This window comes from Streptomyces sp. NPDC001920 (assembly GCF_053594495.1).
The window spans coordinates 237,109-259,848 of record NZ_JBSFEP010000005.1 but is presented as its reverse complement, the minus strand read 5'-3'; the positions used below and the strand labels follow the sequence as shown (position 1 = coordinate 259,848).

The window sequence follows — 22,740 nt, the reverse complement described above, 5'->3', positions numbered from 1 at the left end:
CGGAGACTACACGGAGATGAGGGGACGTCCGCGATATCCCCACTCCGACCGTCGACCGCACATGTGAGCGGTACGGCCGACGCGGACCGCTCCCGGCCCTCACGCGTGCGGAGGTGCCGGGAGCGGCCGTGGGCGGGAGGGTCAGTAGCCGTCCCCCCTCACGCACAGCGGCTGGGTGCCCTTGATGTAGCCGCTCCCGCCGCCCATGTCCTTCCAGAAGACCGCGCACCAGAGGTCACGGTAGGCGCCGTCCTGGTATCCGGACCAGTCGTGCGTGCGGTCCTTCCATTCCCCGTCCAGGCTGTTCTTGATGGTGCCGCGCGGGCCGAACAGCTCCCAGTGACCCATGCCCGTGCGGGTGGAGGCCCGGACCTCCATTCCCACGACGTCGGCGTCGGTCGTGTTCTCGAAGGTCACACACAACTCGTGGGAAACGAACAGCGTGGTCGACTGGCACTTCCTCGGCCGACCGTTCTCGGCGGCAGTGGCGGAGGCGGACGCGGTTCCCGCCAGGACGATTCCCGCGGCCAACGCGGCGGCTATGCGCTTCATACTGTCGTTCTTCCTTTCGGAGAGGGAGACGGAGTATCCGGGCCGATGCGTGCCGGGCTCAGAAGTAGACCGGGGAGCAAGCCGTGTCCATGTAGCCGCCCGCTTCGTAGAGGGTGGCGCAGACGCGCGCGGCGTCGCGGGGCATGAGGACCGTGACCTCGAACGTGGCTTCCTCTTGGCGCCGGTTGCCGCCCCACGAGCGGTCCCTGCTGAACATCTCCTTGTTCTGGGCGTCCAGGACGCGGACGTGGATGCGTGGATTGCCCACGCCCGTGGCAGAGGTGAAGCTCCCGCCGATCGTGTCGAGGAACCTCGGCGACTGGGCGTGCCAGTTGACGGCCAGGACGCCCGTGCCCCACTGAATCCGGCGGAGGCCTGATCCTTCGGCGGCGGATGCAGGCGCGGCGGACATCACGGTGGTCAGAACTGCGGCCGCGCCCGCCACGGCGAGACCGCGCAAGGTAAGCCGGCCTCCCCGGTTCCACCGTGTCGTCTTACTCTGGCTTTTCTGCAAGGACATGCTGTTCCTTTCGGGAATGAGGGCAGGAGAAAACCCGCCGGCGAATGCCGTGATCTGGGCTGGTTGCAGCGTATGAATGGCGGAAGACCACGGTCTATCCGTTCTCCGCCGAGTGGTCCGCGCGAATCGGATGGCCGGAACGGCCCGGGTTCCTCGGAAAGGGCGGACCCCGAATTCTCCGGGGGCCGTTCATGAAAGGGCGCTGAGTACGCCCCGAGCCGGCGGGCTCTGCGGCCTTCTGGCGGTGTGAGACGGCACCTGCCCGTACGCCTCGCGGTAGTACGCGGCGAACCGGCTCAGGTGGGTGAAGCCCCAGCGCGTCGCCACGTCGGCGACCGTCCCGGACGCGGAACCGTCCGCGATGCGCAGCAGGTCCTGGTGTGCCCGGTCCAGCCGTACGCGCCGCAGGTAGGCCGACGGGGTGGTCCCGAGTTCAGTCCGGAAGCGGTCCTGGAGGGTACGGGGGCTGACCCGCGCCGCCGCAGCGATGTCCGCGACCGACACCGGCTCACCCGCGTGTCGCTCGCAGTGGGCCATGGCCCGCCGCACGGCACACAGCGGCGCCGGACGGGCTTGCGACGGGTGGGCGGTGGAGTGGTCGTGCGTGGGGCGGGCGGTGGAGTGGTCGTGCCGCTGGAGGTCCTGCAGGTCGTGCGCGAGGGCTTGTTCGGAGTGTGTGCCGGGCAGCGGTGAGCGGGGCGCGAGCGGTGGCGCGGTGATCCGAGCGAAGACCCGCGCGGTGCCTGAGCACACGGCCTTCGCCAGGTCGCCGTCCGCGAGGGCGGATGCGAACCGCAGGACGGGGGTGAACCGCAAGGCTGCGGGCGGTTCACCGGTCTGCCAGCGGAGCGCGTCGGGCACCGCCGCCCGCGGCAGACACAGGATGAGGGTGTCCGCCCCGGCCGACAGGGACGCGCCCAGGGCCATCCCGCACCCGGCGACCGGCCACGGCGCGTTGGTCTGACGCAGCACCACCAGGGTCACGCCCGTCAGCGCGCCGGCCCCCGGGCCCGGCCCCCAGAAGGCGTCATACGTCTCCGCGGTGACGGTGGGCAGGGCGAAGCCCCATCTCCCTGCCTGGCACGCGCGGGTGGGCGGCACGAACAGCGCTGACACAGTCTGAGCCTCTCCTTCTCCCCGGACCTGGGACGGGGACACACAGGAGGCTCACATCGGTCCATGACCGGTCCGTCCGGCACATGTGACCGGACCATGACCGTTCGTCACCAGTCGCCGTCACACCGTTCCATGGCGGCTGACCTCGGGTTCCAGGCAGGCGGTGCGGGTTTCCAAGGCTCGGAGCACGGCCACCATGTCCTCGCCGCCGTGGCCCTGTGCCACGGTCTCGGCGAAGAGGGAGTGGCAGACGTCGAGGAGGGGAGAGGCCAGGCCGGCCTGGCGGGCGGCCCGGGCGATCAGCCGGTTGTTCTTCAGGACGTCCCTGGCCGCCGCCTGCACGGCGAAGTCGCGGGACACCAGTTTCGGCCCCTTCACGCGGGAGACGGCACTGGCCATCGGGCCCGCGTCCAGGACGTCCCGGAGCAGGCGTTGGTCGAGCCCGTGCCGGTCGGCGAAATGGAACGCCTCCGTCAGACCGGTGACGAGCGTGATCAGGAACAGGTTGACCGCGAACTTCATCAACAGGGCGCCGGGGACGCCACCGCAGTCGAACACCTCACGACACATCGGCGCGAGCAGTGGCCGTACGGCCGTCACGGCGGCCGCTTCCCCGGCCAGCATCGCCACCAACTGCCCCTGCTCCGCCGGGATGCGAGACCCCGACACCGGGGCCTCCACGTACCTGCCACCCGCGTCCCGGATGTCGTCACGCAGACGGCCCGAGTGCTCCGGCGAGGTCGTGCCCATGTGGACCACGGTGCGTCCGGCGACGCGCGCGGCGAATGGGGGCGTACCGCGCCCCAACACGGCGTCCAGGGCGGTCTCGTCGGCCAGCATGAGGATCACCGTGCCGGCCAGCTCGAAGACCTCACCGGGGCTCGCCGCCACCACGGCACCGGCGTCGCGCAGGGGTTCGCATCCCGCCGGGGTGCGGTTCCAGACCACGAGGGGTGTGCTCGCGCGGGCGAGGTTGAGCGCCATGGGGCGGCCCATGACCCCGAGACCGATGAAACCCACGTACGCCACCGTGCACCGCCGTTTCCGCCTCGTGCGCCGTCTGTTCCGGGAGGCCGAGGCCCAGCCGCCGCCCGGCTATGACAGCGGTCATAGTAGCCGCCGCTATGACGGCGGTCATAGAGTGGCGCCGCGACGTCCGAGCAGTGGGAGGCCGGGACATGGCAGCGTCCGAGCGGGGGCCGCGCGAGCGGATGGTCTTCAGCGCGGCCCAGCTCATCCGGCGCGACGGCGTCGCCGCCACCGGGATGCGTGACGTCGCCGCCCACGCCGGGGCACCGCGTGGTTCGCTCCAGCACTACTTTCCCGGCGGCAAGGAGCAACTCGTCAACGAGGCCGTGGGCTGGGCCGGGCGGTACGCGGCCAGGCGGGTCGAGCGGTTCCTGGCCGCGCTGGACGAGCCGACGCCCAGCGGGCTGTTCGCCGAGATGGTGCGGCAGTGGACCGACGAGTACGAGCGGGGTGGCTTCGCGGGCGGCTGTCCGGTCGCCGCCGCCACCGTGGACTGCTCGCAGAGCACGGTCTCCGCCCAGGAGGCCGCGTCCGCCGCCTTCGGCACCTGGAACGACGCGGTGGCCGGGGCACTGTCGGGCATGGGCGTGCCGCGGGAGCGGGCAGCGCCGCTCGCCACGGTCATGATCAGTGCCCTGGAGGGGGCGATCCTGCTCGCCCGGGCCGAGCGCGACGTCCGCGCCCTGACGACCGTGGCCCGCGAACTCGGGCCCCTGCTCGACGCGGCGGTGGAGCGGGACCGCTGACCGTCCACCGCGGGGCGAGAGCCGGTGACCGCCCCCCGCGGCCGGGAATCGGCGTCCCGGCACCGGTGTTGTCGTACGGCATGACGACGAATGATCGACTCGGGGACGTGCTCCACTACACCGCGTTCTCGTCCCACCCGGACGGCGGCAACCCGGCGGGCGTGGTGCTGGACGCCTCCGGTCTCGACGACACCGCGATGGCGGCCATCGCCGCCGACGTGGGGTACAGCGAGTCGGCGTTCCTGACCGGCCCGCCCGAGGGTCTGGCCGGGACGCCGGGGCGGGCCTTCACCATCCGCTACTTCAGCCCGCGGGCCGAGGTGCCCTTCTGCGGCCACGCCACCATCGCGACCGCCGTGGCACTGGCCGAGCGGATCGGCCCGGGAGACCTGGTCTTCGCCACCCGCGCGGGCACGGTGCCGGTGACGGTCACGCGTGAGGCGGACGGCGCGCTCCGGGCGACGTTGACGAGTGTCGAGCCCCAGGTCGAGGAGATCGGCCCGGAGGAACTTGCCGAGGCCCTCGCGGCCCTGGGCTGGCCGTCGGCCGACCTGGACCCGCGATTGCCGGCCCGTATCGCCTTCGCGGGTGCCCGGCACCTGGTGCTCGGTGCCGGCAGCAGGGAGCGGCTCGCGGACCTGTCCTACGACTTCGACCGGCTCGCCGCCCTGATGGGGAAGCTGGACCTGACGACGGTGCAGCTGGTGTGGCGTGCCTCGGACACCGTCTTCCACGTCCGGGACCCCTTCCCGGTCGGGGGTGTCGTCGAGGACCCGGCGACCGGTGCCGCGGCCGCCGCGTTCGGGGCCTACGCGCGGGAACTCGCCCTGGTTCCCCCGGAGTCGGTCCTCACCCTGCACCAGGGCGAGGACATGGGCCGGCCGAGCGTGCTGACCGTGACCCTGCACGCCGGTGACCCGAAGGTGCGGGTCGGCGGCGCGGGCGCACGCATGCCCCGGTGACCGAGCGGTCGACCGGGTGCCGGCCGGGACGCCGAGCGGTCCTGCCACGGCGACCCCGCTCGCGGGGAATCCGGACGGCCCGGGGCTGAGCGGGTCTTGGCTCAGCTGCTCCCCGGTGCCGCCGAGCCGAGCGCTCCGCGCCGGCCGGGGCGGGCTCAAGAGGGAGAGGGCTCGCGTCGGGGGTGCGGCCTCAACCCCTCTGTCCGGCAAGGCAGTTCCGGCGGGGCGACGCAGGGTCGTGACCCGTGCGTGATCAGTACGCCGTAGGCTCTGCTCGACCAGGGGGCTGACGGAATGATGGACCAAACGGGGGACAGGACATGGAATACCGGCGTGCGGCGATACCGGCGTTGGTCGGAGGGGTGCTCCTCACGGCACTGCTGTGGTGGGCCGGGGAGAGCGCGAACGCGCTGCGTCTGCCCGGCACTTCGGGTGCGCTCGGGGGACGCGTCGCCGCCGAGTTCGAGCGATGGCTGACCCCTTGGTCGTACGACCCTCCGACCTCGGTACGGTTCGGCACCGGGGTGATCGGAGAGATCGGCGAACCCGCGGGGGCCGATGGCTCGCGCTATCTCTCGCTGTACGAGACCGCGCTGCAGATCCGGTTCGTCGCGGTCTTCGCCTTCTTCGTGCCCGGCGCACTGCTTCTGATCCGCAGACTGCCGCCGGTCAACGGCCGGACGCCCGCCGCGCTGCTCGCGGTGTGGGCCTGGGGCCTGGTCGCCGGAATGCTGGCGGTGACAGTCTCCGCGCCCTGGGTGATCGCCTCGGCCGGGCACGGAAGCTACCGCTTCCTGCCGCAGCTGGCCAGCGCGATGGCCGCCGGCCGGCAGATCGTCGTGCTCACCGCGCTGGTCGCGGCGGTGGCGACGGTGCTCGTGGCCCGGGTCGTCACCAAGGGCGACGAGCCGCTGCCACGGCGGCACGTCCCGGCCCGGTCCGCCCGCCTGGCCGCCACCGTCGGGACCGCGGTGGTCGCGCTGTCCCTCGTGGTCCTCTCGTACCAGTCGGTCGCCGCCGCGATCCAGACGAGCTTCACGGGGGACGGACTGTTCGCGGAACCGGGCGACCTGCTGCGCCACTGGCTGCTGCTCGGCGCCTGGACCAGCCCGGTGGGCGCCCCGCTCGGGGACTGGCTGCTGTACCGGGCGGTCGACGTGTTCCTGCTCGCGCTGGTGTGGTGGGCCCTGCGGGGCCTGCCCGGACTGCTCACCCGGGCCACCGTCCCGGCGATGGCGGTCGGCACGGTCTGCGCGACCGTCCTCGCACTGCTGGCGAGCCAGGTGGTGAGGGTGCTCCTGGACGGGTCCAGCCTGCGGTGGGACCTGATGTACCTGTCGGCCGGCATCGGCGGCGGCGTCCCCGCCGCCCTGCTCTGGGGCCTGATCGGGGGCGCCGCGGCCGCGGTGACCCTGCGGGCGACGGCCGGCGGGTCCGAGGACACCGACGAGCCGGCTCCCGTCCGGACGCCCGCCGGTTCGGGGACGGCACCGCAGCGGTCATGAGTCGCGCCGCTGTTCTGGGCTCTGCGGTGGGGGCACGCACCCGGGATGCCCCCATCGGTCAGTGGGGGCATGCACCCGGGATGCCCTGCCGCTGACATACGACCCGGACGCACGGAGCGTACGGCCTTGCCGAGGTGCTGCGGCGGCGTGCCGGGCGTCGTGCCGGACGAGCCCTCGACAAGTCTCGGCGTCCGCTTCCGCCGACCGGCCTGGACTGACGTATCCGTCGCATGAGGTGACCTCGTCAAGCGGATGCCATCTCGGACAGCCTCGTCCCCCGCGCCGCGCACGGCCTCAGCCCGAGCTGGGCCGGCTGCTCGCCGACGGGGCGGCGCCGAGGGCCGGCCGGACACGGATGTCACCGGCCGCGGTGCCGAACCTCAGGACCAGCCGAACCGGCGGTCGACCACCGCCGCGAACTCCTCCAGGGTCAGTTCCTCGTCCCCGTTCTGGTCAGCGGCGTCGAACAGTGCCGAGGAGGCTTCTTCGTCCCCCAGGGCCCAGAACGGCAGATCGCCGGACGCGGCCAGCGACGGGCCCTTCGTCCGCAAGGCGGTGATCACCTCTACGCGGGTCAGGGTCCCGTTGTGGTCGAGGTCGAGTGCCTCGAACAACTTCCGGGCCTTGTCGCTCATCGTGTCACCCTCGTTCCCGTCGGCGAGCGGGGCGCCCGCCGCATCCTCAGGAGAAGACGTCTGTCCCACCTCTCAGGTTCCCTCTTCCGCCCGGTCATGCCGACCGGACGGTGAACGCGGCCACCCGCCCGGCCGACGGGACGCCGGGGAGACGCGGCGCGCGGCGCTGCTCAGGCCGACGAGCAGGCGGAGCCGTTCAGCGAGAAGGCCGCGGGGCCGGGGTTCGCAGTGCCTTTGGTGGCCGTGAAGCCCACGGTGACCGAGAGGGCCGGTGCGATCGTCGCCGTGTACGACGCGGAGGTGACGGTGACGTCGGCGCCGCTCTGCGCCACGGTGCCGCCCCACAGGTTGCTGACGTGCTGGCCGCCCGGGAAGGTCCAGCGCAGGGTCCAGCCGTTGATCGCGGAGCTGCCGGTGTTGCGCAGGACGACCTCGCCCTGGAAACCGCCGGGCCACTCGTTCGCCACCCGGTAGGCGACCGCGCACGTCGTCGGTGAACCGCCGGAGGACGTGGTCACCGTCACCGTGCCGGAACGTTGCGAGCGGTTGCCGGCCGCGTCGCGGGCGTACACGGCGAAGGTGTGGGCGGTCGCCGGGGCGAGGCCGGTGACCGTGGCGGAGGTGCCGGGCGTGGAGGTGGCCGCGGTCTCGGTCCCGCCACTGACCCGGACCACGTCATAGCCGGTGACGCCGTGGGCGTCGCTGGAGGGGGACCAGTTCAGGGTGACGGACGAGGACGTCACGGCGGAGGCGGTGGGCGTCCCGGGCGCCGTCGGGGGAGTGGTGTCGCCTCCGGAGGAGTAGATCGCGGCCTCTTCGGAGGTGGCCGCGATGCCGTCCGCGCCGTTGAAGAGGCGCTGCCCCCACGGCGTGAGCCGGTCCGGGTCGAATCCGGTGACCATGTCCAGGTACTCGACCCCGCCGCTGTTGCCGCTCCACGACCAGCCCAGATACCCCAGGCGCAACTGCCGGGTCACGGCCAGGACGGCGTCCTCGTCGGGGTTGCCGTCCGAGTGGTCGTGGCCGAACTCCCCGACGACGACGGGCAGTCTCGCCGCGACGAAGCGGTTCAGGTAGTCGCTGATCTCGGCGGCGGTGTCGAAGACGCCGTACATGTGGACGGAGAAGACCGTGTTGGCGTCGGGGTCGGCCGCGAAGACCGAGGCGGCGTTGTCGCGCATCGTGAACGCCCAGTCCTGCCCCCAGTTGGGCGCGTCGACCATGAGGGTGTGCTGGAAACCGGCGCCGCGCAGCTTCTGGACGGCGGCCTTGGTGTCGGCCGTCCACGCCGCGAAATTCGTGTTGCCGTACGGCTCGTTGCCGATGTTGACGATGACGTGGTCCTCCTGGCCGCGCAGTGCGTCCCGCACGCCGATCCAGTAGTCCGCGGCGCGGGAGAGGGTGACGGCGCCGCTCTGCTCGCCGTAGCCCGTGGTGTCGTGGACCTCCAGCACGCAGATGAGCCGGTTCTGCTTGCACTGGCGCACGACGTTCGTCACGTCGGCGGTGTCGTTGCGCGTCCAGCGGTCACCGCTGGAGAGGACCACCCGGACCGTGTTGGCGCCCTTGGCCTTGATGTGCGCGAGGGAGCTGATGCGGTCCGGGTACCAGGTGTGGGCGTGGTTGACGCCCCGCATGACGAAATCGTTCCCGTTGGCCTCCAGCAGCCGGCCGTCGACGACACGGAAGCCCGCCGGCGCGGCCTGAGCGGGCGTGACCAGGGCGAGCAACGGCAGGAGCAGCCCCAGCAGGGCGGTGACGACGATGGTCGTGCGTGGGAGGGCCGTGGCGCGGGGTCTCATGGCGGCTCCAGGAGGACGGAGGGGAGGGGGGAGTGGCGTCAGGCGGTTCTCGTGGTGCGGGTGACGGCCGCGTAGGGGGCGCCGGTCGAGGCCTGGGTACGGGCGATGAAGCCGAAGGCGGTGCTCGCGCCGGATGCCAGGGTGCCGTTCCACGAGGCCGGATCACCGGGATCTCCCGTGTCACCGGGATCAGCGTCGAGCAGCGCCGCCAGCGCCGGGTACCAGCGGGCGGCGATCTTCGCGTCGCCGGGAGCAGCGGGGGTGATCCGTAAGGGCACGTGGCGGGTGTCGCGCATGGTGGTCCCCTCCCTGAGTGAGGTGGGAGCGCTCCCATCGGACATGAAGCCATCGTTGTCATTGACGCGTCAAGAGGTGGGGCGGCCCTTGCGCGCTGGAGAGCGGGTTGCGCGGTGGTGAGCGGATTGCATTGCGGGGTGGCTCGATCGAGGACATCGACCACAGCGGGAAGGCCGAACGCCGACCCGGCTGTCGGCACCGCATTGCCGGCAGACGGGTCGGCGTTGGCCGGGCGGGATCAGACCGCCGGTGCCGGGAAGGTCGGGTACTCCACCCCGGAGACGTGCTGTACGACGCGGATGACCTGGCACGAGTAGCCGAACTCGTTGTCGTACCAGAGGTAGAGGATGGCGTTGTCGCCGTCCACCTTGAGCGCGCCGGCGTCGACGATCGAGGCGTGGCGCGAGCCGATGAAGTCGCTGGAGACCGCGTCGGGGGCCGAGATGAAGTCGATCTGGCGGCGCAGCGGCGAGGTCAGCGACACGTCGCGCAGGTAGTCGAGGACCTCCTCGCGGGTCGTCTCGCGGGCGAGCTGGAGGTTCAGGATCGCTATCGAGACGTCCGGCACGGGGACGCGGATCGAGCTGCCGGAGATCTTCGCCTTGAGGTCCGGCAGCGCCTTGGCGACGGCCGAGGCGGCACCGGTCTCGGTGATGACCATGTTCAGCGGCGCGCTGCGGCCGCGGCGCTCGGACTTGTGGTAGTTGTCCAGCAGGTTCTGGTCGTTGGTGAACGAGTGGACGGTCTCCACGTGGCCCCGCTGGACACCGAACTCGTCGTCCATCGCCTTCAGCGGCGGGACGATGGCGTTGGTGGTGCAGGAGGCGCAGGACAGGATCTGCTCGTCCGGCTTGACCGTGTCGTGGTTGACGCCGTGCACGATGTTGGGGACGTCGCCCTTGCCCGGCGCGGTCAGGACGACCTTGTCGACGCCCGGACGCAGGTGCTTGGACAGGCCCTCGCGGTCACGCCACTTGCCGGTGTTGTCGATGAGGATGGCGTTCTTGATGCCGTACGCCGTGTAGTCGACCTCGCTGGGGTCGTTGGCGTAGATCACCTTGATCGCGTTGCCGTTGGCGTTGATCGTGCTGTTGGCCTCGTCGACGGTGATCGTGCCCTGGAACTGGCCGTGGATGGAGTCCCGGCGCAGCAGCGAGGCCCGCTTGACGATGTCCTGCTCGCCGCCGCCGCGCACCACGATGGCCCGCAGGCGCAGTCCGTTGCCCGAGCCGGCCTTCTCGATCAGCAGCCGCGCGACGAGGCGGCCGATGCGGCCGAAGCCGTACAGGACGACGTCGCGGCCTTCGCCGCCCTCGATCTTGTTGGCGCCGGTGGCACCGGCGACGGCCTCGGCGGTGAACGCCTCCACGGACAGCCCGCGGTCGTCGCTCTTGTACGTCGCGGCCAGCATGCCGATGTCGATCTGCGACGGGCCGAGGTCGAGCGAGGTGAGGGCCTGAAGGAAGGGCAGCGTCTCGGTGACCGAGAGCTCCTCGCCGGCGATCTGCCGGGCGAACCGGTGGGTCTTGAGGATGCTGACCACCGACTTGTTCACCAGGGAGCGGCTGTGGAGGAGGACGGTGACGTCCCGCTCCCGGTGCAGCTTCCCGATGAGCGGGATCATCGACTCCGCGATCTCCTCGCGGTTCTTCCAATTGGTGAACGAGTCGTCGTTGACAGTCACGGGCCTATCTTTCGAGCTAGGTGGCGCTCATATGCTAACCGCAGGGTGCGACGATCGTTCAAAGGGGGGGTCTGTGCAGTACGAGAACGCCCGATAATGCAGGGGTTTGCGGCGATGGGCCGGCGGTGGTCGTACCCGGGTGAAGAAGGGATGAAGGGGTGGAGCTGGAGCTGCGGCATCTGCGCGTCCTGTGCGTGATCGCGGACGCGGGGAGCGTGGGCCGGGCGGCGGCGGAGCTGGGGTACTCGCAGCCCGCCATCAGTACCCAACTCCGCCGGATCGAGCGGTACTTCGGCGAGCCACTGTTCGAACGCGGCCCCTCCGGAGTGCGATTGACCCCCTACGGCTTCGAGGTCGTGGCGCAGGCCCGCGACGTGCTGGCCCGTGCCGACGCGATCGGCCGCCGTCCCGCCTCCGGCGCCGGGGCCGCGCGCCGGACGCTGCGGGTGGCGGCGACCAACTCGCCGATGCTGGCGGGCATGATGTCGGGCGTGCGCACCCGCCTGCCGGACGTCTCGCTCGCGGTGAGCAGCGTGTACGCCTCCTCGCGGATCGTCGAACTGCTGGAGGAGGGCGCGGCGGACGCCGCCATCGCCGCGGACTACCCCGGCAGGGAGCTGGAGCACTCGGAGGCGGTGGCCCACCGCGGGATCGTCACGGAGCCGACGTTCGTGGCGCTCCCGGCCCGGCATCCGCTCGGGCAGCGCGCCCAGGTCGCGCTCGCGGACCTGGCTGAGGAGGCGTGGTTCGTGACGCCGGACGACGGAGCCGGCTGGCCGGGCGTGTTCTACTCGGCCTGCGCGGCGGCCGGGTTCACTCCCGCGGTCGCGCACGAGTTCCTCGGTGACCAGCAGCAGTTGCAGGGAATGATCGCCGACGGTCTGGGGGTGGCCGTCGTGCAGCCGACGATGCGGCCGATGCCGCAGGTGGTGGTCAAGCCGCTGACCGGCACGCCGTTGTGGTGCCGGTACGTGCTCGCCTGGCGGCGCTCGGCGGTCTCGGAGGAACTGGCCGACGCCCTGTTCCAGTCCGCCGCCGAAGCCCACCGCCAACTCGTAGCCCGGTCGCCCCACTTGAGGACCTGGGCAGCACGGACCTGGAGCGCGCCCGGCGTCTAGGTGCGCTGTCCGCACAGGCCCCGCCGGGCCGACGGCAGGACGGTGCGGACACGGCCGAGGACGTTATGACCCCCCGGCGTCATGTGCTATGTCACACACCATTGTTGGGGGAGGGCGCCGTTGAGACAGTGCCTCACACGCCTCAGCACCCCATCTCCGAGGCGCATCCGTCCGTGGAGGAACCCAGATGCGCTACCGCATCGTGCTGCCCAGACACATGGCGTCCGTGCTCGCCGCCTGTGTCGCGCTCATAGGCCTGCCGTCGACCCCGGCACTCGCCGCACCGCCCGACGCCAACCCCACCACCGCGTCCCGTACCACGACACCCTCCCCGACCGGCCCGACCCTGGCCGCCGCAGCCCGCCCCGCCGTGCAGGAACGGCCGCTCGTCCGGGCCCATGTGCCTCCCCTCACGCCGACGCGCCTGCCGACCCCGCCGAACGCGGCACCCGGTGCCCGGGCCGCCTCCTGTACACCGGCCGACTTCGGCAGCAGGACCGGCGCCGCGCTGGTGGCCTTCGTCAAGGCCTCGACCACGGACTGCGTCAACACGCTCTTCGCGGTCACCGGCACGGACGCGCGCGCAGTCTTCCGCGAGTCCCAGATGGTCACGGTCGCGCAGGCGTTCACGAGCGCGGCCCGGCACTACCGGGGCGACAACGCCCTGCGTGTGTGGCAACTCGTCCTGTTCCTGAGGGCCGGCTACTACGTGCAGTTCAACAACCCGGCCGACGTGGGCACGTACGGCCCGTCCCTGGCCCGGAACACCGTCCGGGGCCTGGACACCTTCTTCGCCCGCCCGCACTCCAGGGACGTCAGCGCCGCGAACGGCGACGTGCTGAGCGAGGTCCTCGTCCTCACCGACAGCGCCGACCAGCAGGCCCGCTATCTGCGGGTCTACGAGCGCGTACTGAAGGACTACGACAGCTCCTACGACACCATCCGCAGCATGCTGGCGGCCGTCAACGCCGTCCACACCCCGCTCTGGCGCGGCAACTGGAACCCCGAGTACGTCAGGGCGGTCGTCGCCGACCCGTCCGTCACCCGGACCCTGCACTCCTTCGCGCGCGGTCACCTGGACCTGCTCGGCACCGATCGCGCCTACCTCACCTCCAACGCCGGGATGACCCTGGCCCGGCACGTCGAGCACGCCCCGCTCCGGGCCACGGTCCGCCCCCGGGTCAAGCACCTGCTGGACATCACCCGGATCACCGGGCCCACCGCGGCCCTCTGGGTCGCCGTGGCCACGCAGGCCGACGCCTACGACGGCGCCGACTGCGCCTACTACGGCGTATGTGACCTCACCGGCCAACTGAAGCGCGCGGCGCTGCCGATCAGCCACAAGTGCGATGCCACACGCACGATCAGGGCCCAGTCGCTCACCCCCGCCGAACTCGCCGCGGCGTGCGCCAGCGTGCTGGGCCAGGACGCGTACGTCCATGACCTGGTCAAGGACGACGGACCCATTCCGGGCCAGTACCTGTCGACCCTCGAACTGGTCGTCTTCGCCGGACGCGACGACTACCGGACCTACGCCGGGGCCATCTTCGGCATCAGCACGGACAACGGCGGCATGACCCTCATCGGCGACCCGGCCGACCCCGCCAACGCTCCGTTCGCGGTCATGTACCAGAAGAGCCGGGACGACGGGCACGCCGCCAGGATCTGGAACCTCAACCACGAGTACACCCACTACCTCGACGCCCGGTTCAACATGAAGGGTGACTTCGCCCAGCAGACGTCGGTGCCGGACGTCTGGTGGATCGAGGGCCTGGCCGAGTACGTCTCCTACGGCTACCGCGGCATCACCTACGACCAGGCGGTCACCGAGGCGGGCAGGCACACGTACCGGCTCAGCACGCTGTTCCGGAACACCTACGCCAACAGCGACGTGACCCGCACCTACCCCTGGGGCTACCTCGCGGTCCGGTACATGGTCGAGCGGCACCCGGACGACGTCCAGCGCATGCTCGCCCGCTTCCGCGTCGGCGACTACGCCGGCGGGCACGCCGTCTACGCCACCGACATCGGCACCCGCTACGACGCCGACTTCGACGAGTGGCTCACCGCCTGCGCGGCCGGCGCCTGCGCGGCGCAGCAGCAGCGCTGAACACGCCACGTGGCCGCGCCGGTTCGTCCGGGCGGCCACAGCGGCGGTCGGCTCAGCAGGTGGGGCGCCGGGCGTGGGCCACGTCAACGGCCCGACTCGGTCTGAGCGCGGGGGAGTTGGCGGTTCGCGCGCGTCCCGGCCTCGCCGGCGGGATCTTCCGCGGCGGGGTGAGCGGTGCGACGATGCCGGGGTGATCGCATCCCCGGACCCGCTCACCGGCACACCCCCGAGCCGGATACCGCAGATGGAGACGCACGGCCTCGACGTGATCGCCGACGCCGAACGCAAAGGCACACCGCGCACCCTGTTCTGGCCCTGGTTCGGGGCCAATGTGTCCGTGCTGGGGCTGAGTTACGGGGCGTTCGCGCTGGGCTTCGGCATCTCATTCTGGCAGGCGCTGGCCGCCGGGGCCGCCGGCATCGTCTTCTCCTTCCTGCTGTGCGGATTCGTCGCCGTGGCCGGCAAGCGGGGCTCCGCACCGACGATGGTGCTCGGCCGCGCCGCGTACGGGGTGCGCGGCAACCGTCTGCCGTCGGTGATCTCCTGGGTGCTCACCGTCGGATGGGAGACCGTGCTGTGCGCCCTGGCCACCCTGGCCACCGCGACCGTGTTCGGCCGGCTCGGCTGGGGCGGCGGCACCGGTACCAAGGTGTTGGCGCTGGTCCTGGTCGCGGCGCTGACCGTCGTCGTCGGGGTGATGGGCTTCGACCTGATCATGCGGCTGCAGACTGTGATCACCGTGGTCACGGGCGTGTTCACCGTCGTCTACGTCGCCCTCGTCGCCGACCACGTCCAGTGGTCCGCCGTCAGCGCCGTACCGGCGGGATCCACCCAGGAGTTCATCGGCGCGCTCGTCTTCATGATGACCGGCTTCGGTCTCGGCTGGGTGAACGCCGCCGCCGACTACTCCCGCTATCTGCCGCGCACCGCATCGAGCCGGGGCGTGGTCGGCTGGACCGCTTTCGGGGCCTCCCTGGCGCCGCTGCTCCTGCTCGTCGTCGGACTCCTGCTGGCCGGCTCCTCCGTCGAGTTGAGCACGGCCGTGGCCGGCGACCCGATCGGCGCGCTGACCACGATCCTGCCGACCTGGTTCCTGGTGCCGTTCGCCGTCGTCGCCGTCCTCGGCCTGATCGGCGGCGCCGTCCTCGACATCTACTCGTCCGGGCTGGCCCTGCTCGCCGCGGGCGTGCGCGTGCCGCGCCCGGTGGCCGCACTTGTCGACGGCGTCCTGATGATCGCCGGTGCCGTCTGCATCGTGTTCGTCGCCGACGACTTCCTCGGCCCGTTCACGGGGTTCCTCACCACGCTCGGCGTCCCCATCGCCGCCTGGTGCGGCATCATGCTCGCCGACCTGACCCTGCGCCGCCGCGACTACGACGAGCCCGACCTCTACCGCCCGGACGGCCGCTACGGCGACGTGCCGCCCACTCCGCTGCTGCTGACCCTCACGGCCACGGCCCTCGGGTGGGGCCTGGTCACCAACTCGGCGGCGGGCTGGCTCGACTGGCAGGGCTATCTGCTCGGCCCACTCGGCCTGGGCGGCAGGTCCGGCGACTGGGCGTACGCCAACGTCGGCGTTCTGGCGGCCCTCGCGCTCGGCTTCCTCGGCACGCTCGTCGCGCGGCGCGCTCACGTCCGTGCGCAGGAGGGGCGGGCGGCGAGCCCCACGGCGGACGAAGGGGTGAGCGCATGACCACCGGCCTGCTCACCGTCATCGACATGCAGCGCGTCTTCGCCGACCCCGGCAGCCCGTGGGCCGTCCCGAGGTTCGCCGAGGCGGCGGCGGGCGTACGGCTGCTGCTGCCGGCCTTCGGGGACCGGGTCACGTTCACCCGTTTCGTGGCACCCGGCTCACCCGAGGGCGCGTGGCGCGCCTACTACGAGCGCTGGCACTTCGCGCTGCGACCCCCCGACTCCGAACTCTGGGAGCTGACGGACGAGTTCGCCCGCGACGCACGGCATGTCCTGGACGCCGCCACGTTCGGTAAATGGTCGCCGGAACTGGCCCGGCGCGCCGCTTGGGAGGGCCGCCTGGTCCTGACCGGCGTCAGCACCGACTGCTGCGTCCTGTCGACGGCGCTCGCGGCCGCCGACGCGGGCGTCGAGGTGCTGGTCGCCGCCGACGCCTGTGCCGGCGCGAACGACGACTCGCACGTCAGGGCACTGCGGATCCTGGATGCGTACCGGCCGTTGATCCGGGTGACGACGGTCGCCGAATTGCTTCGGGAGGCGCCGTGAGCCCTCCGCGCCGGCTGGCCCTTCTCGGCGGAGGCTTCTCCACCGACGAGGACGGGCTGCTGGACGACTGGGTGCTGGGACAGGCGCGCACGCCTCGCCCCAAGGTGTGCTTCCTGCCCACCGCGAGCGGCGACGCCCCCGCGTACGTCGAGAAGTTCCTCGCCGCGTTCGGTGATCGGCCGGATCGCCGACCCTCCGTGCTGCGCCTGTTCGACAGGAGCCTCGACGACGACGCACTGCGCGCGTTCGTGCTCGCGCAGGACGTCGTCCACATCGGCGGTGGCAATACCGCGAACCTCCTCGCGGTGTGGCGCGTGCACGGTGTGGACCGGCTGCTGCGGCAGGCCTACGACCAGGGAACCTTGCTGTGCGGGATCAGCGCGGGCGCCAACTGCCTGGCCGAGGCCTCGCACACCGACTCCTTCGGCCCGCTCACCTTCCTGCCGGACGGTCTTGGCCTGCTGCCGGGATCGGTGTGCCCCCACTACGACGGCGAACCCGGGCGCCGCGCTTCCTACCGGTCGGCGGTGGCAGCCGGCGACCTGCCCGGCGGCTGGGCCCTCGAAGACGGCACCGGCGCCCTCTTCACGGACGGCCGGCTCACGGAGACGGTGTCCCGGGCGCCGCGCGCCCTCGTCTACCGGGTGGCGCGGGACGAGGCCGGACGAGCCGGGGAGCGCGCGCTCGCGTGCCGGACGCTGTCCCACGAGAGCGGCACCGGCACCGTGGACGGGCGGTGATCGTTCACGGCGTCCTGGTCTCGGATTCGAGGGACTTTCGGGTCGCCCCACCGTAGACGCCCGATTCGTCGGCGAGAACGACGCGGGTGAGCTGGTAGGTGCGCACCGCGCCCTCGACCTCGCGGTCGTAGTCGCCGTCGCCCTCCCCGGCGTAGAGGCCGACCTGTCGCAGGCGGAGCTGGAGCTCGGTCACTTCGGGCCCCTGGTCGCCGAAGCGCAGGACCGGGGGTGGTGCCTGCGGGGCACTCGACCCGGCGGTGGGGGAGGTGCTCGCGGTGACGGCGGGACCGGACGGGGTGCCGGTGGGCGGGGCGGAGCGGGACGGGGCGCCGGGGCCGGCCGTCGGGGTCGTACGAGGCGACGCGGTCGGACCAGGGGAGACCGACGGGGAGGACGTACCGTGCGCCTGCTGCCCGGGGGAGTTGTCCCGCGGGGCCGAACCGCCGGGCAGGGGAGCCCGCACCCCGTCGGGCGGCGCCGCCTCCCGCGCGGGGCTGTCGTAGGAGAAGAGGCCGCTGACGAAGGCACCCGTCAGCAGGGCGGCCAGCGCGGCGCCCACCCCGGCGAAGAGCAGGGGGCGGCCCCGCAGGCCGCTCACCCCGGTGTCCCCGACCTCCGTGTCCCCTTCGGCTTCGGTGATGCGCGGGGCCGGCGTGCGGTCCGGCGGGACGGTGGAAGGCGCCGTCGACGACAGGAGGCGGGTGCCCTCCGGCTGTCCGTCGTCCGCCGGGCCGCCGTCGAGCTCCACGAACGGCCGTATCCGCACCGGATCGAAGTCCTCCGCGGCCGCCGCCTCGGCCGTGCGGGTCTCGCGGTGGGCGTCGGAGGCGAGGCGGCCGCACGAGCAGTCCGGTGTACCGTCCGGCGCCCGGGGCGTGCCGCACTCGGGGCAGACGGGGCCGTTCGGTTCACTCACGCGGGAGGTCCCTCTCTGTGCAGGTGGTAGAAATTTAAACAGATGGCCTGCACGGGATCTCCACGTGCCCGGGAAAACGGCGGAACCACGACCTCGTTCGAGAACCGGCCGATCCCCGCTACGCGGACCGCCGGGGTGTCGTCGAGGTGGGCCGGCCGAGGTGGGCGGTGAACCAGTCGCGGGCCAGCTCGGCGACGGTGCCGAGCGTGCCGGGTTCCTCGAACAGGTGCGTGGCACCCGGGACCACGGCGATCCGGTGCTCGCAGTGCATCCGGTCGGCGGCGAGGCGGTTGAGGCTGAGCACCTGGGTGTCGCGGCTGCCGACGATGAGCAGGGTCGGGGCCCGCAGCCGGCTCAGCGCCGCCGGCGTGGCCAGGTCGGGCCGGCCGCCGCGCGAGACGACCGAACGGATCTCGGAACCGGACAGCGCCGCCGCCTCCAGCGCGGCGGCCGCTCCGGTACTGGCTCCGAAGTAGGCGACGGGCAGGCCGGTCTCCCGGCGCAGCCACACGGACGCGGCGTGCAGGCGCCGGGCGAGCAGGAGGATGTCGAAGACGTTGTGCCGGTCGTTCGCCTCGTCGTCGGTGAGGAGATCGAGCAGCAAGGTGGCCAGGCCCCCGCGGTTGAGGGCGGTGGCTACGTACTGGTTGCGCGGGCTGTGCCGGCTGCTCCCGCTGCCGTGCGCGAACGCCACCACCTCCGGCGCCCCGTCCGGCACGACCAGCCGGGCGCCCACCTGCGCCCCCGCGGCCGGGATCAGCACCTCGCCGTCGGACGGCGCGGCGGTGGGGGAGCGGGGCGGGGACGGCGCGGCCGCCGCGAGCAGGGCCGTGACCTCGGCGTCCGTGACCTGGGTGAAATCCCGGTACCAGGCGCCCACCGAGCCGAGCATGCGGTGCGGCTGCGGACAGACGACCGCGTCGGCCACCTCCCGCAGCCGGGCGACGCTGCGGGCCGCACCGACGGGCACGGCGAGCACGACCTGGGCCGCGCCCCGGCCGCGCACGACCCGGCAGGCCGCCTCGGCCGTGGCCCCGGTGGCGAGCCCGTCGTCCACCACGACGGCCGTACGCCCGGCGACCGGCACCGCGGGCCGGTCCTGCCGGTACCTGCTCACCCGCCGTTCCAGCTCGGCCCGCTCCGCCGTCTCCACGGCCTCCTGCTCGGCGACGTCCAGCCCGGCCTCGTCGATCACGTCCAGGTTGAGGACGCGGACCCCGTGCTCGCCGATCGCCCCGAAGCCCCACTCGGGCTGGTGGGGCACGCCCAGCTTGCGCACCACCAGCACGTCCAGCGGGGCACCCAGCCGCCGGGCCACCTCGGCCGCCACGGGCATCCCGCCCCGCGGCAGCCCCAGCACCACCACTTCCGCGCCGCTCAGCTGCTCAAGCTCCTCGGCCAGCAGCCGCCCTGCCATCCTGCGGTCGTCGTAACGCATACACGCCTCCCGCGCCCCTACGGACGGGAGCCTGTCCCTCCTCTTCAGGCTACGACTGTTCGTGCGTGCGCCCGCCGTCTCCTCCAGGGCTTCTGCTGCGGGCGGCCGGTTCCCGGCACGCGCGCGACGGCGAGCGGATGCGGCGCTGCTTCCGGGACCCGGCCACGTACCGGGCCCATGCGAGCCCCGGCAGGGCGGAGCCGCTCGTCCGCCGGGCCGGCTGGGGCTGCCCTTCGCCCGCATTGCGTCGATCGGGGCGCGCCCATCGGCCCATCCCCTGGACGGCCATAGGAATGCTCCACTCCGGATCGGGTAGGCGAGCAGGACCGCCACGGGGACCAGTACGCCCCGGGCGGGCCGCACGACCGCCGCTACCAGGGGATTCGCCATGGAGACACCCGCGAACGACAACACCGCCACACCGGCACGGCAGGCGCTGGACGCGCTGGCCGGAAACACCGAGGACAGGGCGGCGATGGACACGCTCGCGAGCAGCGACGTCCTTGTCCCCGTACCCGACGACGCGGTGGGGGAGGATGCCATGGACCCGGGCGCCGTGGCCCTGCCGGTCATCGAGCGGCCGGGCGGCGAGCCGGTCGTCCCCGTGTTCACCTCCGAACCCGCGATGGCCGAACTGCTGCCGTACGTCTCCCGCTACCGCCTGGTGCCGCTGGGCGCGCTCGCCTCGCAGTGGCCGGCCGACGAACTGGCCCTGACCATAGACGCCGGCTCCACCCACCCGCTGACGCTGACGTCGGAGGGTGTGCGGACGCTGCTGGCGCGGCCGTAACCCGGCAGGGGAGGCAGCGCCGAGGAACGGCGAGAACGCGAAGGGGATGGGCGACGGCACCCGAGCCGCCGCTCATCCCCTTCGTGACGCCACGGCGTCCGCCGCCGTCAGCCGCCCAGAGTCCGGGCGAGCGCGTCCCGCTGCAACGGCAGGACCTCCGCGTGCAGATCGCGGCCCTTGCGGGTCAGGGCGACGAACACCCCGCGCCGGTCCTCCGCGCACACCGAACGCTCCACCAGGCCGTCCTTCTCCAGGCGGCCGATGAGCCGGGACAGCGCGCTCTGGCTGAGATGGACGCGTCCGACGAGGTTCTGCACCCGGCACTGGTCGCCCTCCTCCGGCGAGGCGGACGCCAGGATGTCGAGCACCTCGAAGTCGCTCGCGCCCAGGCCGTGCGGGTGCAGGGCGCGGTCGATCTCGCACATCGTGCGCGCATGCAGCGACAGGATGTCCCGCCACCGTTCCTCCAGCCCCGCGCCGGCCGTCTTCGCTGCCATACCGGCACGGTAGCACCGATCCGGCCATTGTTGACTGTGCAACTAATGTGCGTACAACAAGGAGCCGACCCGGCCGCTCCGGGCCGGTCCCCAGGGAAGCGCGGCAGCCCACTCGTCAGGTGGAGTCCCGCTTCACCAGCTCCGTCGGCAGGACCACCGCCGCCGGGTCCTCGCCGCCGGTCTGCGCGAGCAGCAACCGCACCATCTCGTCGCTGATGCGGTCCCACGGCCGGCGGATCGTCGTGAGGGCACGGCGCATGTGGGCGTCAGGCGCGGGAGCCGTCCGGTGCCGGGCCGGCCTCGGTCGCCGCGGCGGAGTCGTCGAAACCGCCCACCGACACGTCCTCGGGCACCCGGCGGCCCGCCCGGCCCGGCGCAGCGAGCGCGCCCTGCGCCATCAGGTCGGAGGCACCGACCGCCTGCCGGGCGTGCGGCCCGTCGACCACCCTCCGGTGCCCGGCGCCGCCTTCGCGTACCCAGCGGCACCGTGCGGCGCGTCGATGCACCGCGGCCCCGTGATCAGCGACCGACGACCGAGGGTCTGGCGCGGACGCCCCCGCGGTGGGGCCGGTATCGGACAAGCCGCCGCGAAGTCCGTACGCCGGGGCCTGGACTGCGGGACAGTGGGAAGACGCGGCACGAGGAGGCCGGAGACCGAAGGGGGGCGACATGCTGAGGACTCCCGTCGGTGAGCGACGGCTGGACATCCTGGAATGGCTGAAGGACCCGGTCGCGCACTTCCCGGCGCAGCGTCACGGCGACCTGACCGACGACGGCGTCACCGCGCACGCCGTGGCCGTGAAGCTGGGCGTACCGCGTGGCGTCGCCGAGACCCACCTCGGTCTCCTCGTGACCATCGGCCTGCTGCGCACGAAGCGCATCAAGCGGCGTCTGTACTACCGGCGTGACGAGGTACGGATCGCCGAAGTGGCCCGCATGTTCGAGAAGGGCTGGTAACAGGCGCACATGCACGAACCCACCGCTCTCGTCCCCGTCCGCTACGTCGCGATCGGCGGCCGAGGCCCGGAGGATGTGGTCGCCGACGCGCGCGGCCGGGTCCTCACCGGCGTCGAGGACGGCCGCGTCCTGCGCCTCGACGGCCTGACGGAGCCGGCCGAGCCCCGCGTCGAGGTGCTCGCCGACACCGGCGGCAGGCCGCTGGGCCTCGAACTCCTCCCGGACGACGCCCTGTTGGTGTGCGACGCTGAGCGCGGACTGCTCCGCGTCGACCTCACCGACGGCACCGTGGACGTCCTCGCCGACTCGGTGGCGGGGGAGAGGCTGCGGTTCTGCAGCAATGTCGTCGCCCTGGCCGACGGCAGCGTCTGCTTCACCGTCAGCAGTCGCCGCCATCCCCTGGAGCACTGGATCGGCGATGTCGTCGAGCACACCGCGACGGGCCGCCTGCTGCGGCTCGCCCCCGGCAGCGACACTCCCGAAGTGCTCCTGGACGGGCTCCGGTTCGCCAACGGCCTCGCCGTGAGCGGCGACGGATCCTTCCTGGTGGTGGCCGAGACGAGCGCGTACCGCCTCACCCGCTACTGGCTCACCGGACCGCGGGCCGGCCGGAGCGAACCCTTCGTCGAGAACCTGCCGGGCATGCCGGACAACGTCTGGCGGGGCAGCCCGGACGGCCCCATCAGGGTCGCGCTGGCCGGCCCGCGCGTCCCCGCGCTGGACCTGCTCCACCGGACCGCCCCGGCCGTGCGCCGAGCCGCCGCACGCGTCGCCGTGCGCGCCCCCTTCCGCCCGACCGGCACGATCGGCGTGCTCGCGGTCGACGACACCGGGACGGTCGTCCACCACCTGGCCCGCCGCCACTCCGGGTTCCGCATGGTCACCAGCGTCTGCGAGACCGGAGGCCGGCTCGTCCTCGGGAGCCTGTGGGAGCGGGGCGTGGCGGTCTGCGAGCTGCCCGACCCGAAGTGACCCGCCCACACCCGCGGAGTTAGGCTTTTCACCGGCCGCGACCGTCCTCGCGGCGCGGCGGTGGGGCCCGCCGTACCAGAACCGCGGCACCCGCCGCCAACGGTCCCTACTTGCGA

22 protein-coding genes and 1 pseudogene are annotated in these 22,740 nt (G+C 72.6%); 11 read left to right on the top strand and 12 right to left on the bottom strand.

Going from position 1 to position 22,740, the window contains the following annotated elements; all coding sequences use genetic code 11:
* Window positions 1-141 precede the first annotated feature (141 nt).
* The 4 genes from ACWCPI_RS10750 to ACWCPI_RS10735 form a co-directional block, all read right to left on the bottom strand.
* Window positions 142-552, bottom strand: a complete 411-nt coding sequence (locus tag ACWCPI_RS10750; RefSeq protein WP_451037784.1) for a hypothetical protein — start codon at window positions 550-552, stop codon at window positions 142-144.
* A 58-nt stretch (window positions 553-610) separates the two neighbouring features.
* Window positions 611-1,012 carry a hypothetical protein gene (locus ACWCPI_RS10745; RefSeq protein WP_451037783.1) on the bottom strand — a complete coding sequence of 134 codons (402 nt, stop codon included), beginning with the start codon at window positions 1,010-1,012 and terminating at the stop codon, window positions 611-613.
* Window positions 1,013-1,261: 249 nt separating this feature from the next.
* On the bottom strand, window positions 1,262-2,188 hold the full coding sequence (locus tag ACWCPI_RS10740; RefSeq protein WP_451037782.1) for a helix-turn-helix transcriptional regulator: 927 nt from the start codon (window positions 2,186-2,188) through the stop codon (window positions 1,262-1,264).
* A 120-nt stretch (window positions 2,189-2,308) separates the two neighbouring features.
* Window positions 2,309-3,217: an NAD(P)-dependent oxidoreductase gene (locus ACWCPI_RS10735; protein ID WP_451037781.1), complete on the bottom strand. Its 909-nt coding sequence runs from the start codon at window positions 3,215-3,217 to the stop codon at window positions 2,309-2,311.
* Window positions 3,218-3,366: 149 nt separating this feature from the next.
* Here ACWCPI_RS10735 and ACWCPI_RS10730 point away from each other — a divergent pair, with 149 nt between their 5' ends.
* The 3 genes from ACWCPI_RS10730 (at window position 3,367) to ACWCPI_RS10720 (ending at window position 6,430) form a co-directional block, all read left to right on the top strand.
* On the top strand, window positions 3,367-3,963 hold the full coding sequence (locus ACWCPI_RS10730) for a TetR/AcrR family transcriptional regulator (protein ID WP_451037780.1): 597 nt from the start codon (window positions 3,367-3,369) through the stop codon (window positions 3,961-3,963).
* An 80-nt stretch (window positions 3,964-4,043) separates the two neighbouring features.
* Complete coding sequence (locus ACWCPI_RS10725) at window positions 4,044-4,925, top strand: PhzF family phenazine biosynthesis protein (protein ID WP_451037779.1); 882 nt, start codon at window positions 4,044-4,046, stop codon at window positions 4,923-4,925.
* 320 nt (window positions 4,926-5,245) lie between these two features.
* Complete coding sequence (locus ACWCPI_RS10720) at window positions 5,246-6,430, top strand: hypothetical protein (RefSeq protein ID WP_451037778.1); 1,185 nt, start codon at window positions 5,246-5,248, stop codon at window positions 6,428-6,430.
* A gap of 380 nt (window positions 6,431-6,810) precedes the next feature.
* Here the strand turns inward: ACWCPI_RS10720 and ACWCPI_RS10715 are convergent, their stop codons facing one another.
* The 4 genes from ACWCPI_RS10715 to ACWCPI_RS10700 all read right to left on the bottom strand — a co-directional run bounded on the left by ACWCPI_RS10715 (window position 6,811) and on the right by ACWCPI_RS10700 (window position 10,848).
* Complete coding sequence (locus tag ACWCPI_RS10715) at window positions 6,811-7,065, bottom strand: EF-hand domain-containing protein (protein ID WP_388795458.1); 255 nt, start codon at window positions 7,063-7,065, stop codon at window positions 6,811-6,813.
* Between the two features lie 170 nt (window positions 7,066-7,235).
* Window positions 7,236-8,867 (bottom strand): cellulase family glycosylhydrolase, encoded by a 1,632-nt coding sequence (locus tag ACWCPI_RS10710; protein WP_451037777.1) that lies wholly within the window; start codon window positions 8,865-8,867, stop codon window positions 7,236-7,238.
* 38 nt (window positions 8,868-8,905) lie between these two features.
* A complete protein-coding gene (locus ACWCPI_RS10705) occupies window positions 8,906-9,163 on the bottom strand; it encodes a hypothetical protein (RefSeq protein WP_451037776.1) in 258 nt (85 codons plus the stop codon).
* 239 nt (window positions 9,164-9,402) lie between these two features.
* Window positions 9,403-10,848 (bottom strand): glyceraldehyde-3-phosphate dehydrogenase, encoded by a 1,446-nt coding sequence (locus ACWCPI_RS10700; protein WP_451037775.1) that lies wholly within the window; start codon window positions 10,846-10,848, stop codon window positions 9,403-9,405.
* 158 nt (window positions 10,849-11,006) lie between these two features.
* Between ACWCPI_RS10700 and ACWCPI_RS10695 the strand changes: the two genes are divergently transcribed.
* From ACWCPI_RS10695 to ACWCPI_RS10675, 5 genes are all read left to right on the top strand, one after another.
* Window positions 11,007-11,966 (top strand): LysR family transcriptional regulator, encoded by a 960-nt coding sequence (locus tag ACWCPI_RS10695; RefSeq protein ID WP_451037774.1) that lies wholly within the window; start codon window positions 11,007-11,009, stop codon window positions 11,964-11,966.
* Between the two features lie 187 nt (window positions 11,967-12,153).
* The gene (locus ACWCPI_RS10690; RefSeq protein ID WP_451037773.1) at window positions 12,154-14,076 is read left to right on the top strand and encodes a collagenase; all 1,923 of its coding nucleotides are present in this window, start codon (window positions 12,154-12,156) and stop codon (window positions 14,074-14,076) included.
* A 244-nt stretch (window positions 14,077-14,320) separates the two neighbouring features.
* On the top strand, window positions 14,321-15,769 hold the full coding sequence (locus ACWCPI_RS10685; protein ID WP_451037929.1) for a purine-cytosine permease family protein: 1,449 nt from the start codon (window positions 14,321-14,323) through the stop codon (window positions 15,767-15,769).
* On the top strand, window positions 15,766-16,314 hold the full coding sequence (locus ACWCPI_RS10680) for a cysteine hydrolase family protein (protein WP_451037772.1): 549 nt from the start codon (window positions 15,766-15,768) through the stop codon (window positions 16,312-16,314). The genes ACWCPI_RS10685 and ACWCPI_RS10680 overlap by 4 nt, the downstream gene beginning before the upstream one ends.
* The gene (locus ACWCPI_RS10675) at window positions 16,293-17,054 is read left to right on the top strand and encodes a Type 1 glutamine amidotransferase-like domain-containing protein (protein ID WP_451037928.1); all 762 of its coding nucleotides are present in this window, start codon (window positions 16,293-16,295) and stop codon (window positions 17,052-17,054) included. The genes ACWCPI_RS10680 and ACWCPI_RS10675 overlap by 22 nt, the downstream gene beginning before the upstream one ends.
* A 4-nt stretch (window positions 17,055-17,058) precedes the next feature.
* On the opposite strand, the gene ACWCPI_RS10670 is transcribed toward ACWCPI_RS10675, so the two are convergent.
* Window positions 17,059-17,970, bottom strand: a complete 912-nt coding sequence (locus ACWCPI_RS10670; protein WP_451037771.1) for a peptidoglycan-binding protein — start codon at window positions 17,968-17,970, stop codon at window positions 17,059-17,061.
* 118 nt (window positions 17,971-18,088) lie between these two features.
* Window positions 18,089-19,408 (bottom strand): phosphoribosyltransferase family protein, encoded by a 1,320-nt coding sequence (locus tag ACWCPI_RS10665; protein WP_451037770.1) that lies wholly within the window; start codon window positions 19,406-19,408, stop codon window positions 18,089-18,091.
* 388 nt (window positions 19,409-19,796) lie between these two features.
* Between ACWCPI_RS10665 and ACWCPI_RS10660 the strand changes: the two genes are divergently transcribed.
* Entirely contained in the window at window positions 19,797-20,198 is a 402-nt protein-coding gene (locus ACWCPI_RS10660) for an SseB family protein (protein ID WP_451037769.1), read from the top strand.
* A gap of 107 nt (window positions 20,199-20,305) precedes the next feature.
* On the opposite strand, the gene ACWCPI_RS10655 is transcribed toward ACWCPI_RS10660, so the two are convergent.
* Both ACWCPI_RS10655 and ACWCPI_RS10650 read right to left on the bottom strand, forming a co-directional pair.
* Window positions 20,306-20,695, bottom strand: a complete 390-nt coding sequence (locus ACWCPI_RS10655) for a MarR family winged helix-turn-helix transcriptional regulator (protein WP_388795488.1) — start codon at window positions 20,693-20,695, stop codon at window positions 20,306-20,308.
* A gap of 115 nt (window positions 20,696-20,810) precedes the next feature.
* A pseudogene (locus tag ACWCPI_RS10650) lies at window positions 20,811-21,162 on the bottom strand (substrate-binding domain-containing protein); the annotation flags it as partial.
* A 202-nt stretch (window positions 21,163-21,364) separates the two neighbouring features.
* Between ACWCPI_RS10650 and ACWCPI_RS10645 the strand changes: the two are divergent.
* Together ACWCPI_RS10645 and ACWCPI_RS10640 are read left to right on the top strand one after the other, a co-directional pair.
* The gene (locus ACWCPI_RS10645) at window positions 21,365-21,652 is read left to right on the top strand and encodes an ArsR family transcriptional regulator (RefSeq protein WP_451037768.1); all 288 of its coding nucleotides are present in this window, start codon (window positions 21,365-21,367) and stop codon (window positions 21,650-21,652) included.
* A 9-nt stretch (window positions 21,653-21,661) separates the two neighbouring features.
* A complete protein-coding gene (locus ACWCPI_RS10640) occupies window positions 21,662-22,624 on the top strand; it encodes an SMP-30/gluconolactonase/LRE family protein (RefSeq protein WP_451037767.1) in 963 nt (320 codons plus the stop codon).
* The last annotated feature ends 116 nt before the right edge of the window (window positions 22,625-22,740 follow it).